This window comes from Acinetobacter sp. GG23, assembly GCF_057766365.1.
Window position 1 is genome coordinate 66,975 of record NZ_JBYMDJ010000011.1, and the last position, 14,034, is coordinate 81,008.

A 14,034-nucleotide genomic window follows, 5' to 3' on the forward strand; every position below is an offset into this window, starting at 1 on the left:
AAGTCATCGCTCTGTTTCTGTCTCTCACTAATAATTGAAATATAAGAGGAGATGATGTGGTCTCATTAAATATAGATTTTATAAAGTCATCTCTAATGAACTAACGAATCAAGAGGAAACGTAAATGAAATTATTTCAAAATAAAATGACTGCTCTACGTAATGTTGTAGTAGCTGCAACGATGATTGTGGCTACTACAACTACGTTCGCTCATGTGAGTTTAGTGAGTGCGATTCCTGCGGAAAATGCATCTATCCTTAGTCAACCAAAGAACTTGACCCTTAACTTTGGTGCAGAGGTTATGTTGATGAATATTAAGTTACTGGATGCTCAGCGAAGAGATGTTCCTTTAAAATATAAAGTTACTCATGACTTAAAGAAATCCTTTGATGTCGCTCTTCCGAAACTGAAAAAAGGTAAATATACCGTTGTCTGGACAACAATGGGGAAAGATGGTCACAACATGAATGGTGAATATAGTTTCACTATCAAATCAACTAAATAAGAATTGATTACCTTTCAACATGTCAGTGAGGTGCTGGCATGTTGTTCTAGAATGGACAAAAATAATGATTTCTGAATATTGGATGTGGGCCACTTGGTTAACTAAGGTTATTTTATATTTAAGTGTAGCTTTTGTCGTTGGTGGAGCCTTTTGCTATTTTTTACTTAGACAATATCTTGAACTAAAAGAATCGATTCTTAAATATATTACAATTGGCGCTGGATTAGGCCTAATTTCCAGTACCTTGGGATTTTTTATTCTGATTGGTAGTTTTGCCAATACTGGTATTACAGGTATGGTGGACCCCACGTATATTAATATATTGGTTAATACTCCGACGGGGTATATATACGTTCTTCGTTCTATTAGTTTTGCTCTTTTACTTCTTCTCATGGTGGTTAAACTTAACAGGAACAAAGGTCATTTTTCTATAATTGAAAGTTCAATATTTTGTATTTTACTTATCCCGATTATTTTTAGTTTTTCCCAGCTCGGACATGTCGCTAATTTAACCTTACTTGCTCAAATTTTATTATCAATCCATATTCTAGTTATGTCGTTATGGATGGGGTCTTTATATCCGTTATGGAAAACCAGCCGGGAAATAAGTGGTTTACCTTTAAAAGATCGCATGCATGTATTTGGACGTATTGCTGCTTTCATTGTTGGGATATTAATCGCCTGTGGCGCTAGTGTAGCTCTTCTTTTAATTAAAGATTTTAATACCTTAATCAATACTGCATATGGCTATGGTTTCATGGTTAAAATGTTTTTTGTTATAAGTATTCTACTTTTAGCTGCCTTCAACAAATGGTATTTCACCCCGCGTCTTCAACATCCTAAATTCGCTAAACACCTTAGTCATGCCATTTTATTTGAGATGTTATTAGGTCTATCAATTCTATTAACAACAGGCTATATAACCACTGTCGTGGGTATTGAATAAGAGAATTTCAAAATAAGGGAATTGAGGAAATTTAACATTACTGCATTTATCTTTTGTAGCTGAGCAATAAAGTTTCTACTGGACTGTCAACTTACGACAATCAGAACAGTAAAATCGCATCATGAGGCATTATACATAAAGGTAGTCACCGGTTTTTAGCTTATCTTCAACCCATAACGGTCTCATCTATTCAGTTCACTACCATTGATTGAAATAACTAATCTTATAAATTTCAGAGTGATCGTAGATGACAAAAATGTCATTTTAAAGTCACATTAATGTTGGTTAAGTACTTTTACTGTAGTCATTAGAACACTCTTCTTTGGAATACTCTGAAGAAAACTGTAAGGTTGTAAACAGACCAAGTTACAGCGAGTAACTGATTCAGAAAAAGGCTGGTTGTATGGTGAAAGTTTAGAGTTACTGTTCTAATGTTTTAAACAAATGTTTTGTTAAAAAGGAGCAACATATGAAATTTCACATCGCTAATATGACTTGTGGTGGTTGTGCACGCGGCATTACTACCGCAATTAAAGAGCTCGACTCGAATGCTTCACTCGATATTGATTTACAAAACCGTATCGTTGAAATCAACACAACAGTGAGTCAGGACAAAGTCATTGCCACTCTCAGTGAGCGTGGATTTACAGCTGATCCTGCTTAATCTCTGTTAGAGTAACAGTGGGAATTCCTTACCACTTTTACTCTCTCTTATTTTCCTCATCGTACAGATAAAATCTGTACTTGCTTGCAATAAAAGTAGCCCCTGAATTCCCCATAATCTTGGTTCGAGCTGATCTTCGCATATAGAACTCAGCATATCTAAATGATAGAGATCGTATATGAGTACCGAAATGACTGATACGCCACACTACAGTGAAACATTAGAGATTGAGGGGATGACATGTGCTTCTTGTGTAGGCCGTGTGGAAAAAGCCTTAAAATCTCTTGAGGGTGTTGAATCGGCTCATGTAAATCTGGCTACCGAAAAAGCAGTCATTTATTCGCATCGTCCCCTTGATCGTTCTAGTTTAATTAAAGTTGTAGAAAAAGCTGGCTACGAAGTGGAAGCGCTGCAACCAATAGAGCTTACGATTGAGGGTATGTCATGTGCTTCTTGTGTAGGTCGAGTAGAAAAAGCCTTAAAATCTGTTGAGGGTGTGGAATCAGCACATGTAAATCTGGCTACTGAAAAAGCGACTATTCAGGCAAGCTCATCTGTCACTCGTGACTCGTTAATTCAGGCTGTCACCAAAGCAGGGTTTGAAGCAAAGTCAGTTCATCAAACTACGGAAAGCTTTCAAGATAAAAAGAATATTGAATTAGAAAAACTTAAAAAAGATTTAATTTTGTCAGTCTTATTGACTCTACCCGTTTTTATTTTAGAAATGGGATCACACCTGATTCCGGCCTTTCATACGTTTATGATGGATAACATTGGCCAACAAAATAGCTGGTTAATGCAATTTTTCTTGACCACAGTAGCATTAATTTTTCCAGGCCGACGCTTCTTCAAAAAGGGCATCCCAAGTTTATTCCGCTTAGCACCAGACATGAATTCCTTAGTGTCTGTAGGAACATTCGCTGCATATCTTTACTCAGTGGTTGCCACCTTCTTTCCAAGTGTCCTGCCACAAGGCACGGTCAATGTTTATTATGAAGCTGCAGCGGTTATTATCACTTTAATTCTATTAGGTAGATTTTTTGAAGCCAAGGCAAAAGGCCGAACGTCTTTAGCAATTCAACATCTAGTTGGAATGCAGCCTAAAGTTGCCAGAATACAGCTCAATAATCAGGTGATAGAAGTTCCGATTGCCGAAGTTCAAACAGGAACGATTGTAGAGATTAGACCAGGCGAGCGTATCCCTGTCGATGGTGAAGTTATTCACGGCCAAAGTTTTATTGATGAATCCATGATAACTGGCGAGCCTATGCCCGTTGAAAAAACGATAGGCTCTACTGTGGTAGGAGGAACAATTAACCAAAGTGGCAGCTTAAATATCAAAGCCACCTCTGTTGGTAGTTCATCAGTGCTTTCTCAAATCATCCGAATGGTAGAGCAGGCCCAAGGCTCCAAGCTGCCGATTCAGGCATTGGTTGATAAAATTACCATGTGGTTTGTACCTGTAGTAATGGGTCTCTCTCTTTTAACTTTTATTACTTGGTTTATCTTCGGCCCTGAGCCAGCCCTAACGTTTAGCTTAGTTAATGCAGTTGCGGTACTCATTATTGCATGTCCTTGTGCAATGGGACTTGCAACGCCTACATCAATCATGGTGGGAACTGGGCGGGGTGCTGAAATGGGGGTTTTATTTCGTAAAGGTGAAGCTTTACAGCTGCTCAAAGAAACTAAAGTGGTTGCAGTTGATAAAACAGGGACTCTGACTGAAGGGAAACCAGTTTTAACCGATCTGCATGTCTTAGAAGGTTTTGAATACAATGCCGTACTTTCACTGATGGCAGCCGTTGAATCAAAGTCTGAGCACCCTATTGCTCGAGCAATTGTACAAGCAGCTATAGATAAGGAATTAATCCTGTCTCCTATTGCTGATTTTAAATCAGTGACTGGCTACGGAATAGAAGCGAAGGTTTCTGAGCATTTGGTTCATATTGGTGCAGATCGATATATGGAAAAACTAAGTTTGAATCCTAATGTTTTTTCTCAATTTTCGGATCGTTTGGGAGAAGAAGGAAAAACCCCTCTCTATGTTGCGATTGACCAGAAACTTGCTGCCATTATTGCTGTAGCAGATCCAATTAAAGAATCAACATTTGCTGCAATTGAAGCGTTACATCAGTTAGGTTTAAAGGTTGCCATGATTACAGGTGATAACCGTCATACAGCTCAAGCGATTGCAAAAAAACTAGGTATTGATGAGGTTATTGCAGAAGTCTTACCTGAAGGTAAAATAGAGGCCGTTAAAAAATTAAAAAATCAATATGGTAAACTCGCATATGTTGGAGATGGCATTAATGATGCCCCTGCACTTGCAGAAGCAGATATTGGTTTAGCGATAGGTACAGGTACAGACGTAGCTATTGAAGCTGCTGATGTGGTTTTGATGTCTGGCAACCTGAAAGGAGTGCCGAATGCTATCGCTTTAAGCAAAGCGACTATAACCAATATTCGTGAAAATTTATTTTGGGCATTTGTTTACAATGCAGCTCTGATTCCTATTGCAGCAGGTGTACTTTATCCGCAATTTGGACTGCTACTTTCTCCTGTATTTGCTGCTGGTGCAATGGCTCTCTCGTCAATATTTGTACTAGGAAATGCTTTACGATTAAAACGTTTTAAAGCCCCCCTTGCAATTATTTAACCATTTTTTATATACATTTAAAGTTTTGTTGGCTTTACTTTATATATTTGGAAATAGTCTAAGCCATGTTGGCTTTTATTAAATATCATACAGTTGATATTCTAATTATTTGAGAGGGATTAAGATGAAAAGAATTTTATTAATATGCTTTATAGGCATGTCATTTACCTATGCGAATGCTCATTCTGGGGGAACGAACTCACAGGGTTGTCATACCAACAGTAAAACTGGTGATTACCACTGTCATTAATAGGTGCGCACACAGTTTTTTTATTTAAAAGACTGTGCTTTAAAGTTATAAGTAGCGTTTAACTAAAGCTAAAAATTCATTCAGTTCTTTTTCCTTTATTTCCTCAGTATCACCGAGTACATGTTCTCTAAGATGAAGTTCTATTAACTCATTCATTAAGCCATTTATCGCACCTTTAATGGCACTGTTGCAAATAGAGATTTGAGACGATGATATTCCCTTCAAAAAAGCTTAGAGACCGAAAACCCTGTTGATTAGACACACTTCACCCTGAGGCTGACCATAATAAAATGACGATGCTTGTCCTTTACGGTAAGCGTCCGCTGAACACACCTTATGAATTCATCCTATAAGCCTTAATTTAGTCCCCACTTAAAAACAAGTGGGGACTAAAATTCATGACTACAAATAACCAGACATCTATCGCATCTCTTGCGAAAAAACGAAGAACATACAGTGCTGAATTTAAACAGCAGATCGTTCAGGCTTGTAAAGCACCGGACGTTTCAATTGCTTCGGTCGCTTTGCAACATGGATTGAATACAAATCTTGTATCCAAATGGATTCGCTTAATTGATGGTAAGCCAGGGAATGATCGCTCACCACTACCGAATAAACCTGCATTTATTGCCTTATCTTGCTCTGCACCATTAGATCCTACTCCTACTGACATGTTAACGGTTCAAATTACTTTACCCCACTCAAAAGCAGAAATTGGCTTGAAATGGCAAGTATCAGAAATATCTGCTTTAGCAGAATTACTCAAGGCACTTGCAACATGATCCGCATTGATGAAATCTGGCTTTCTACCCAACCTCTGGATATGCGAGCAGGGATGGATACGGCTATGGCTCAGGTGCTGAGAGCCTTTGGCTACATTAAACCGCATTGTGCTTACCTGTTCTGTAATAAACGTGGCCATCGCATGAAAGTGCTGGTACATGATGGACTGGGCATCTGGCTGTGTGCCCGGCGGTTGGAACAGGGCAAATTTCACTGGGCTAAAGTTCACCAGGGTGAAAGCGTAGCCCTCAGCCCGGAACAGTTACAGGCACTGATCCAGGGTTTGCCTTGGCAACGTATTGGACGACAGCAGGTGGTCACGATGCTCTAAACCAAGCTCGGCTATTCTGCCATCCTCCAAACGTTCTATTTCATTCTCTTCATGACCTCAGGCATACTGCGGTCATGAATACGCTGCCTGACTTAAGCCAACTGACCCATGAACAACTACTGGAATTCACCAGACAGTTGGCTCTGCAGCATCAGTCTCTGGCGCAATCAAATCAAGAATTGGATGCCAAAGTTCAACACCTCTCTGTTCTCACTCAAAAATACGAGCATGAACTGGCGCTGTTTAAAAAGCATAAATTCGGCAGTAAAAACGAACATCTCACCGCAAAACAAATCCATCTCTGGGATGAAGCGGTCGAAGAAGATATTGCAGCCGTTGATCTGGAACTGGAACGGCTGAATGCAGATAAAACCGATGCAGCGACACACAAAGCCAAAGCAAATAAACCTAAACGTCGACTGCTGCCCGATCATCTACACACCATTCGTATTGAGCATGAACCTGCATCAACCCAATGCAGTTGTGGCTGCCAGTTACGTCGTATCGGCGAAGATATCAGTGAAAAACTGCATTTCAGACCGGCACAGTTCTATAAGGAACAGCATGTGCGTGGCAAATGGGTCTGTGATCAGTGTGACACCCTGACTCAGCAAGCGATGCCTGCCTATCTGATTGATAAAGGCATTGCCAGTCCTGAACTACTGAGCCATGTGCTGGTCTCGAAGTATGCCGATCATTTACCGCTGTACCGTCAACGTCTGATCTATCAGCGGGCGGGAATCGAGCTTTCTAGATCAACGTTATCTGACTGGATAGGTCGCTGCGGTGTAGAACTGGAGCCTCTGGCCAATGCCTTAAAAGAGGTGGTGCTGCAACAGCAGGTGCTGCATGCAGATGAAACACCAGTCACCATTATGCGGATGGGTGAGAATGAGAAAAAACCGAAGAAAGGTTATGTCTGGGCCTATGCCACCACACAGTACAATCCAGTTCAGGCAGTGATCTATGACTTTCAAGATAGTCGTTCAGGCCAGCATGCTGAAGAGTTCTTGAAAGGCTGGCAGGGCTATCTGGTCTGTGATGATTACAGTGGTTATAAAGCACGCTTTAAATCAGGCCAGGTCATTGAGGTGGGCTGCATGGCCCATGCACGTCGTAAATTCCATGAACTGTATGTGACCGGGAAAAGTCAGGTCGCTGAACAGGCATTGGTGCTGATTCAGAAACTGTATGCGATAGAAGCAGAACTCAGGAAAAAGACCGATGGTACGGCAGAACAGCGCCGCGAATACCGACAACAGCATAGTCAACCGGTGATGCAACAACTGTATGAATGGCTTAACCAACATCAACTGACTGTGCCATCGAGTTCTCCAACCGCCAAGGCCATCAATTACACTCTGAAGCGTTGGCCAGCTTTAAGCCGCTATCTGGATGATGGCAATCTACCTATAGATAATAATTGGGTGGAAAACCAGATGCGTCCTTGGGCCTTGGGACGCAAGAACTGGCTGTTTGCTGGGTCACTGCGTAGTGGTCAGCGAGCGGCAAATATCATGACTTTAATCCAGTCAGCAAAGCTGAATGGCCTGGATCCGTATGCCTATCTCAGTGATGTGCTGAAAAGGCTGCCGACACATAAAGTGACCCAAATAGAAGAATTACTGCCACACCGCTGGAAATCCGACCAAAATTAAAAAATAGGCATGGGATTCAGCGGACGCTTACCCTTTACGTAGTGCACGCATGACTTCAATACCTTTAATTGTGGCATAAGCCGTCTTCATAGATTTGAATCCTAATGTGGCCCTGATGATCCGCTTTAACTTACCATGATCACATTCAATGACATTATTTTTATACTTAATCTGCTTGTGCTCAATATCTACTGGACATTTTCCTTCTCGCTTTAACCGTGATAAAGCATGGCCATAGGTCGCTGCTTTATCTGTATTGATGACCCGTGGAATTTGCCATTTTTTCACCGTATTGAAGATCTTTCCTAAGAAACAATAGGCTGATTTACTGTTCCGTCTAGCGGAAAGGTAAAAGTCAATCGTATGACCACGTTGATCAACTGCACGATACAGGTAAGTCCATCGCCCCTTCACTTTGATATAAGTCTCATCCATATGCCATGAATGTAAATCTGTAGGATTACGCCAATACCAGCGTAACCGTTTTTCCATTTCTGGAGCATAACGCTGAACCCAACGATAAATTGTACTGTGGTCCACATTTATGCCTCGTTCAGCGAGCATTTCTTGAAGTTCACGATAGCTGATGCCATATTTACAATACCAACGAACAGCCCAAAGAATGATTTCACCTTGAAAGTGCCGACCGTGGAAGGGATTCATCTGCTGTATCTCGAAATAAATAAGATATTTAGCTTATCATGTCAGCCTATTTGCAACAGTGCCATAAAAAATGGGTAACTGTCAGATCAGGTTTGAGCTAGTACAGCTAAGTAAATGACCTTTTTCACTGAATTATTAGAAGAGAAGATCTTTCTCTTTTTAGCTGAATGGCGGATTACGCTATTCAACGATTCAATCGCATTCCTCGTATAAATTACATGACCTATTTCAGCTGGATTGCTAAAGATCGTTCGTATATTTTCCCAATTTTCCTGTCAAGATTCGCCAATTTTTGGATATTGTTGATTCCATTGATCACACAAGATATCTAGGGACTTTAATGCATTGTCCTCTGTGCTTGTCTGATAGATTGCTTTTAGACCAGATGTAAAAGAGGTCTCAAATTCTTTCTGATAATAGATTAACTAATGCTTTTAATTCATCTCGTAATTGATTTAAGTTAGCAAACTCAATGTTCTTGGTAAGCTCTTTAGGAATCTTTTCTGCTTCAGCAGATAAGTCTCGCCCTTTATCTTTTAATGAAATAAGAACTCGTCTTTCATCATTAGGATCACGTGATCGATTAATTAGACCAGATGTCTCCATTCTTTTTAATAGTGGGGTTAATGTTCCACTATCAAGATGTAAAATTTGTCCAAGATCACCCACACTTACACAGTCTTTTTCCCACAAAACCAACATTACTAAATATTGAGGATAAGTAAGTCCGAGAGGTGTAAGAAAAGGGCGATAAGCTTTTACGATTAAATTAGATGCAGCATAAATAGGAAAACATAGTTGCTCATCTAAGCAAAGCTGATTCTTGGACATAACTTTTTATTTGGTATAGACAGTGGTAGACACCTGTATATTACCTCGAATAGCATTTGAATAAGGACATACTTGATGTGTTTGTTCCACTATTTTCTCTGCGTCAGCTTGTGAAATACCTGAAATCGTGACATCTAAGTGTACTGTCAAGGCAAATCCACCATTGCCATTAGCAACCATTCCAACAGTGCTCAGGACTTCTACATCGTTATCACGGATTTTATATTCTTTATTGCTACGAGTTACATGGATCACTGCATTTCCAAAGCATGCAGCATAGCCAGCTGCAAATAATTGCTCAGGATTCGTTGCATCACCTTTACCACCTAATTCTTTTGGTAAAGCCAATTTCAACTCTAGAATACCATCTTCGCTACGAATAGTTCCCGAACGCCCACCAACTGCTTTAACTTGAGTTGAATAGAGATTACTCATGTGTGTTACCTTAACTTAATTTAATTTAATTTAATTTGTACAAAATATAATTGCACACAATTTAAATTAGATCAAATATTTGTTCACTATTTCTTTCTATTAATTGGACTATCTTCTATATAGATATTAGGATAAAGATTCCGAATCCTTATCTATCTTTAAAATAGAAAACGCCCAATGAAACTCATTAGGCGTTTACTTAAAATAAGTGTCAGCTTATTTTAAGGCTAGAAAATCATCATCTTTTTTCTCAATCTCCTTGAGAAAAAATCAATCTTGCTATTTTAGCTTTTCACACCATCTTGTTCAATTTGTACTGCGGCTTGCCAGCTAGGTAGTTGGCTTAAACCTGCTACATAACGTTGGATATGGGGATAATTTCCACCTTGTCCCATATGATAAACTAAAGCATGTAGCCCAAAGCCCATCATAAAGTCAGCACCGGTTAAACGGTCTGCCACTAGAAATTCTTTATCTTTTAAATATTCATTTAAATGGCCAAATACTTTATCGAACTCAACTTGAGTATAATTTTCTAGAAATACCAACTTCGTGCCCTGCTTGGTTTCTATCGCATTAAACGTTTTTAATAAAAATGGCAGCATGGCAGAGCTTTCTGAGAAATGAATCCACTGTAGATAATCGACATAGGTAGGTTCATCCATATCTGGTCCTAAATGCGGCGCAAGTTTCTGAATTAATAACTCAACGATTGCGCCTGACTCTGCAATAACTTTGCCATCCCATTCCAATACTGGAGATTTCCCTAACGGATGGATGATTTTTAAAGATTCAGGTGCCAAATGCGTGCTTGAGTCACGATAATAGCGTTTCAACTCATAAGGCTGCTTGATTTCTTCAAGTAACCACAAAATGCGAAAAGAACGTGATTGATCTAAATGATGTAGTGTAATCATGATAATTCCTATTTTTTTAAATTTTTACAACCACTTTGCCAAAGTTTTCGCCTTTTAACATACCATTGAAAGCATTGATCGTGTTATCTAAACCTTGCACCATATGCTCTTTATATTTGATTTTTCCGTCTTTCAACCATTCGGACATTTGCTGATTGAATTCTGGATACTGACTGCCATAATCATCAAAAATAATAAAGCCTTGCATGCGAATACGCTTTCTTAAAAGGGTGGAAATAAAGCCCGGTAAACGGTCTGGCCCTTGTGCTTGCTCGGTAGCGTTATACTGGGAAACCACACCACACACCGGTACACGTGCCGTAGAGTTAAGCAATGGCCATACCGCATCAAACACTTTACCCCCTACATTCTCATAATAAATATCAATACCGTTGGGAACTGCTTGTTGTAATTGTTCTGCAAAATTTTCATCATGATGATTGATACAAGCATCGAAGCCGAGTTCTTCTACTGCATAACGACATTTTTCAGGCCCACCTGCGACGCCAACCACGCGACAACCTTTAATTTTGCCAATCTGTCCAACCGTAGCACCAACAGGTCCCGTTGCAGCTGCAACGACTAAAGTTTCACCGGCTTTAGGCTGACCAATGTCCAACAGCCCCATATAAGCAGTAAATCCTGGCATTCCCAAAATACCCAATGCCCAAGATGGATGTTCAGGTTGCATACCTAAGCTTTGACATGCAGTCCCATTAGAAATTGCGTAGCCCTGCCAGCCATTTCCGGAAAGAACCCACTCGCCTTCTTTGAATTTTGGGTTTTTAGAGGCCACCACTTGACTGACTGTTCCACCGACCATCACTTCGCCAATTTCAACCGGTGCTGCATATGAAGGAGCATCACTCATGCGACCACGCATATAAGGGTCGAGTGACAAGTAAATGGTTTTTAACAACATTTCGCCTTGTTTAAGTTGAGAAAGCTCAACTTGCTCAATTCGAAAATCGCTGTGTTTTGGCTCACCGACTGGCCGTTTAGCTAAAACGATGCGTTGGTTATTAATTGTGCTCACCTGTATAACTCCATGTTTTATATAGAAGTATTTCTATTGATAATCAAAACTGTCGATTAAAACGTCTTTACATCCATTGTAGATGAGTTATAATGAAAAGCAATACGACTGGTCTATTTTTTACAATAGAGTACACAATTAATATGAAGCTTACCCCTATTAAGAAGTCTGAAGCTAAGCGCTTACACATTCTTAACACCAGTTCAGACCTAATTTTGCATAAAGGTTTTACCGGTGTAGGATTACAAGAAATTTTACAAAGCTGCGAGATCCCTAAAGGCTCATTTTATCATTACTTCCAATCCAAGGAGTCTTTCGGCTGTGAATTGGTACAGTATTATGTAGATAATTACCAAGTCCGTTTAAATGAAGTATGGAGTAGTGATCAATCCGCTTATCAAAAGCTGATCGGGTATTTTAAATTATGGATTGAAGATCCTGAAACGCAGTGTGGTTGGGCAGATAGCTGTTTAATTGTGAAACTTGCCGCAGAAGTTGCCGACCTATCTGAAGATATGCGCTCCATTATGTCCGCTGGTGTCGATGATGTAATCCAACGGATTGCTGGGTTAATTGTTTTGGGAAAACAAGATCAGTCTATCCAAGCAGACACTGATGCCTCTACGTTGGCACAAGTGATTTACCAAATGTGGTTGGGTGCAGCATTACTGAGTAAGTTGCAAAAAGATAAAACACCATTACATCAAGCCCTGAGAGCGACTGAGTTTCTATTAAAAAGTGCAGAGTCTTAAAAAGATTATATTCAATATCAATTAGATAAGTAAAAAGTTGTGATAGCAGCCAAATGATTACTTATTAATGTGCTGCTATTACATCAACTTAGTATCAATGAGTATAGCGCACAATGAATTCTCCTTCTAAAGCCCTCCTGACTCGTATTTTAGTCGGATATTTAGGCTTATATCCCACACTATTACTGGTACTGACTTTATTAAAGCCAATTACTCAGCATCAAAGTTTCCCGATGATGGTGTTCATTGAAGTCATAGTATTAGTGCCCGTGACGCAACTCATTTCCTTTCCACTGGCGGGTTGGCTCATTACACAGCTAAAAAATCTTAAGAATTTGTTTTAAGAAGAAATTGTGCTAGCAACAGCAATCCTAAGTCCTTATTTTGCCAACCACAAAGGTTGGCAAAATAACTCACTTAGTCAATATTAATCTGCGTAAGCTGGGTAATCAATATAGCCTTTTTCCGTCCCACCATACATACTGCTTGCATCTACTGCATTCAATGGCCAGCCATGGGCGAGACGATTGGGTAAATCTGGATTCGCAATAAATGGCCGTCCAAATGCAATTAAATCGGCCAGTCCTGCCTCTAAAATTCGAGTCCCTCTTTCTGCCGTATATCGACCTGCATAAATAATGCGACCACTGAAAGTGTCTCTGACATCTCGACGAAAATCATGAGGAAGTTCTGGTGCATTGTCCCAATCAGCTTCTGCAATCGATAAATAGGCAATCCCAACTTCTTCAAGTATCTTTATGGCCTCAATATAAGTCGCATGTGGATCTTCTTCAACCAACCCCATGTAAACACGATCTTCCTCTGTACTTTCAAATAGCGGGGCAAAACGCACTCCTAAACGATCTGCACCAACCACCTCGGCAACCGCCTGTACCACTTCACGTAAAAAACGCAAACGGTTGTTTAGTGATCCACCATATTCATCTTCACGGTGGTTACTATGTGCAGAGATAAATTGATTCACCAAATAACCATTTGCACAATGAATTTCAACCCCATCAAAACCGGCAGCCAAGGCATTGCGTGCAGCTTGAGCATAGAGTTGTACTAACTCTTTAACTTCTGCATTGCTTAAAGCACGTGGCATGGAGGGATCAGCTAAGGTCCCTGCATTGGGCCCCGTCTCAATAAAGACTTTAACATTGCTATCAGCCGCAATAGCCGAGGGTGCGACCGGTGCTGCATGATTGGGTTGCAAAGATGTATGTGAAACACGCCCAACATGCCAAAGTTGCGCAAAAATAATGCCTCCTTTGGCATGCACTGCTTCGGTCACTTTACGCCATCCAGTAATCTGTTCAGGGCTGTAAATACCAGGAGTCCAAGCATAGCCTTGACCACGTGGCTCGATTTGCGTACCTTCGGTGACCATAAATCCAGCCCCGGTACGCTGTTGATAATAGGTCGCCATCAACTCATTTGGAATATTCCCTGGCTGAGTACTGCGCGACCGCGTTAATGGTGGCAATACAATACGGTTTTGCAAAACATACGGGCCTAAGCTCAGGTTTTGAAAAAATTTGCTGGCTTTCATTTCATTGTTTCCAAGTGATCATGACCATAATTGATCTAAATTTTAAAAAAAA

Annotated in this window: 16 protein-coding genes and 3 pseudogenes; 10 read left to right on the top strand and 9 right to left on the bottom strand. The window is 40.2% G+C overall.

What is annotated here, in order from left to right; all coding sequences use genetic code 11:
* The first annotated feature begins 124 nt into the window (after positions 1-124).
* The 5 genes from AC3CAU_RS15440 to AC3CAU_RS15460 all read left to right on the top strand — a co-directional run bounded on the left by AC3CAU_RS15440 (position 125) and on the right by AC3CAU_RS15460 (position 5,021).
* Entirely contained in the window at positions 125-505 is a 381-nt protein-coding gene (locus AC3CAU_RS15440) for a copper resistance CopC family protein (RefSeq protein WP_004681441.1), read from the top strand.
* A 64-nt stretch (positions 506-569) separates the two neighbouring features.
* On the top strand, positions 570-1,451 hold the full coding sequence (locus AC3CAU_RS15445) for a copper resistance D family protein (RefSeq protein ID WP_004733231.1): 882 nt from the start codon (positions 570-572) through the stop codon (positions 1,449-1,451).
* Positions 1,452-1,920: 469 nt separating this feature from the next.
* A complete protein-coding gene (locus tag AC3CAU_RS15450; protein WP_004733233.1) occupies positions 1,921-2,115 on the top strand; it encodes a heavy-metal-associated domain-containing protein in 195 nt (64 codons plus the stop codon).
* A gap of 178 nt (positions 2,116-2,293) precedes the next feature.
* On the top strand, positions 2,294-4,771 hold the full coding sequence (locus AC3CAU_RS15455) for a heavy metal translocating P-type ATPase (protein ID WP_243475388.1): 2,478 nt from the start codon (positions 2,294-2,296) through the stop codon (positions 4,769-4,771).
* Positions 4,772-4,928: 157 nt separating this feature from the next.
* Positions 4,929-5,021, top strand: coding sequence for a YHYH domain-containing protein (locus AC3CAU_RS15460; RefSeq protein WP_151809984.1), 93 nt, complete (start codon positions 4,929-4,931; stop codon positions 5,019-5,021).
* Positions 5,022-5,066: 45 nt separating this feature from the next.
* Here AC3CAU_RS15460 and AC3CAU_RS15465 read toward each other — a convergent pair whose 3' ends face one another.
* Positions 5,067-5,246: a metal-sensing transcriptional repressor gene (locus AC3CAU_RS15465; RefSeq protein WP_447054540.1), complete on the bottom strand. Its 180-nt coding sequence runs from the start codon at positions 5,244-5,246 to the stop codon at positions 5,067-5,069.
* A 6-nt stretch (positions 5,247-5,252) separates the two neighbouring features.
* Positions 5,253-5,339 (bottom strand): annotated as a pseudogene (locus AC3CAU_RS15470) (IS6 family transposase); the annotation flags it as partial.
* 80 nt (positions 5,340-5,419) lie between these two features.
* Between AC3CAU_RS15470 and tnpA the strand changes: the two are divergent.
* From tnpA to tnpC, 3 genes are all read left to right on the top strand, one after another.
* A complete protein-coding gene (gene tnpA, locus AC3CAU_RS15475) occupies positions 5,420-5,803 on the top strand; it encodes an IS66-like element accessory protein TnpA (RefSeq protein WP_005006377.1) in 384 nt (127 codons plus the stop codon).
* The gene (tnpB, locus tag AC3CAU_RS15480; RefSeq protein ID WP_101598935.1) at positions 5,746-6,135 is read left to right on the top strand and encodes an IS66 family insertion sequence element accessory protein TnpB; all 390 of its coding nucleotides are present in this window, start codon (positions 5,746-5,748) and stop codon (positions 6,133-6,135) included. Before tnpA ends, tnpB begins: the two co-directional genes overlap by 58 nt.
* A 74-nt stretch (positions 6,136-6,209) precedes the next feature.
* Positions 6,210-7,793 carry an IS66 family transposase gene (tnpC, locus tag AC3CAU_RS15485; protein ID WP_447054539.1) on the top strand — a complete coding sequence of 528 codons (1,584 nt, stop codon included), beginning with the start codon at positions 6,210-6,212 and terminating at the stop codon, positions 7,791-7,793.
* 30 nt (positions 7,794-7,823) lie between these two features.
* Here tnpC and AC3CAU_RS15490 read toward each other — a convergent pair.
* The 6 genes and pseudogenes from AC3CAU_RS15490 to AC3CAU_RS15515 all read right to left on the bottom strand — a co-directional run.
* Positions 7,824-8,456 (bottom strand): annotated as a pseudogene (locus AC3CAU_RS15490) (IS6-like element IS1008 family transposase); the annotation flags it as partial.
* 104 nt (positions 8,457-8,560) lie between these two features.
* Positions 8,561-8,845: pseudogene (locus tag AC3CAU_RS15495) on the bottom strand (transposase); the annotation flags it as partial.
* A gap of 10 nt (positions 8,846-8,855) precedes the next feature.
* Positions 8,856-9,287: a MarR family winged helix-turn-helix transcriptional regulator gene (locus AC3CAU_RS15500; RefSeq protein WP_005401805.1), complete on the bottom strand. Its 432-nt coding sequence runs from the start codon at positions 9,285-9,287 to the stop codon at positions 8,856-8,858.
* A gap of 6 nt (positions 9,288-9,293) precedes the next feature.
* The gene (locus tag AC3CAU_RS15505) at positions 9,294-9,722 is read right to left on the bottom strand and encodes an organic hydroperoxide resistance protein (protein WP_062034276.1); all 429 of its coding nucleotides are present in this window, start codon (positions 9,720-9,722) and stop codon (positions 9,294-9,296) included.
* Between the two features lie 284 nt (positions 9,723-10,006).
* A complete protein-coding gene (locus AC3CAU_RS15510) occupies positions 10,007-10,639 on the bottom strand; it encodes a glutathione S-transferase family protein (protein ID WP_010116200.1) in 633 nt (210 codons plus the stop codon).
* Positions 10,640-10,655: 16 nt separating this feature from the next.
* Positions 10,656-11,675 (bottom strand): NADP-dependent oxidoreductase, encoded by a 1,020-nt coding sequence (locus tag AC3CAU_RS15515; RefSeq protein ID WP_010116201.1) that lies wholly within the window; start codon positions 11,673-11,675, stop codon positions 10,656-10,658.
* 143 nt (positions 11,676-11,818) lie between these two features.
* Here AC3CAU_RS15515 and AC3CAU_RS15520 point away from each other — a divergent pair, with 143 nt between their 5' ends.
* Together AC3CAU_RS15520 and AC3CAU_RS15525 are read left to right on the top strand one after the other, a co-directional pair.
* Entirely contained in the window at positions 11,819-12,427 is a 609-nt protein-coding gene (locus tag AC3CAU_RS15520; protein ID WP_010116202.1) for a TetR/AcrR family transcriptional regulator, read from the top strand.
* A gap of 113 nt (positions 12,428-12,540) precedes the next feature.
* The gene (locus AC3CAU_RS15525) at positions 12,541-12,771 is read left to right on the top strand and encodes a hypothetical protein (protein ID WP_029574618.1); all 231 of its coding nucleotides are present in this window, start codon (positions 12,541-12,543) and stop codon (positions 12,769-12,771) included.
* Positions 12,772-12,854: 83 nt separating this feature from the next.
* Here AC3CAU_RS15525 and AC3CAU_RS15530 read toward each other — a convergent pair whose 3' ends face one another.
* On the bottom strand, positions 12,855-13,982 hold the full coding sequence (locus AC3CAU_RS15530; RefSeq protein WP_062034280.1) for an alkene reductase: 1,128 nt from the start codon (positions 13,980-13,982) through the stop codon (positions 12,855-12,857).
* Positions 13,983-14,034 lie beyond the last annotated feature (52 nt).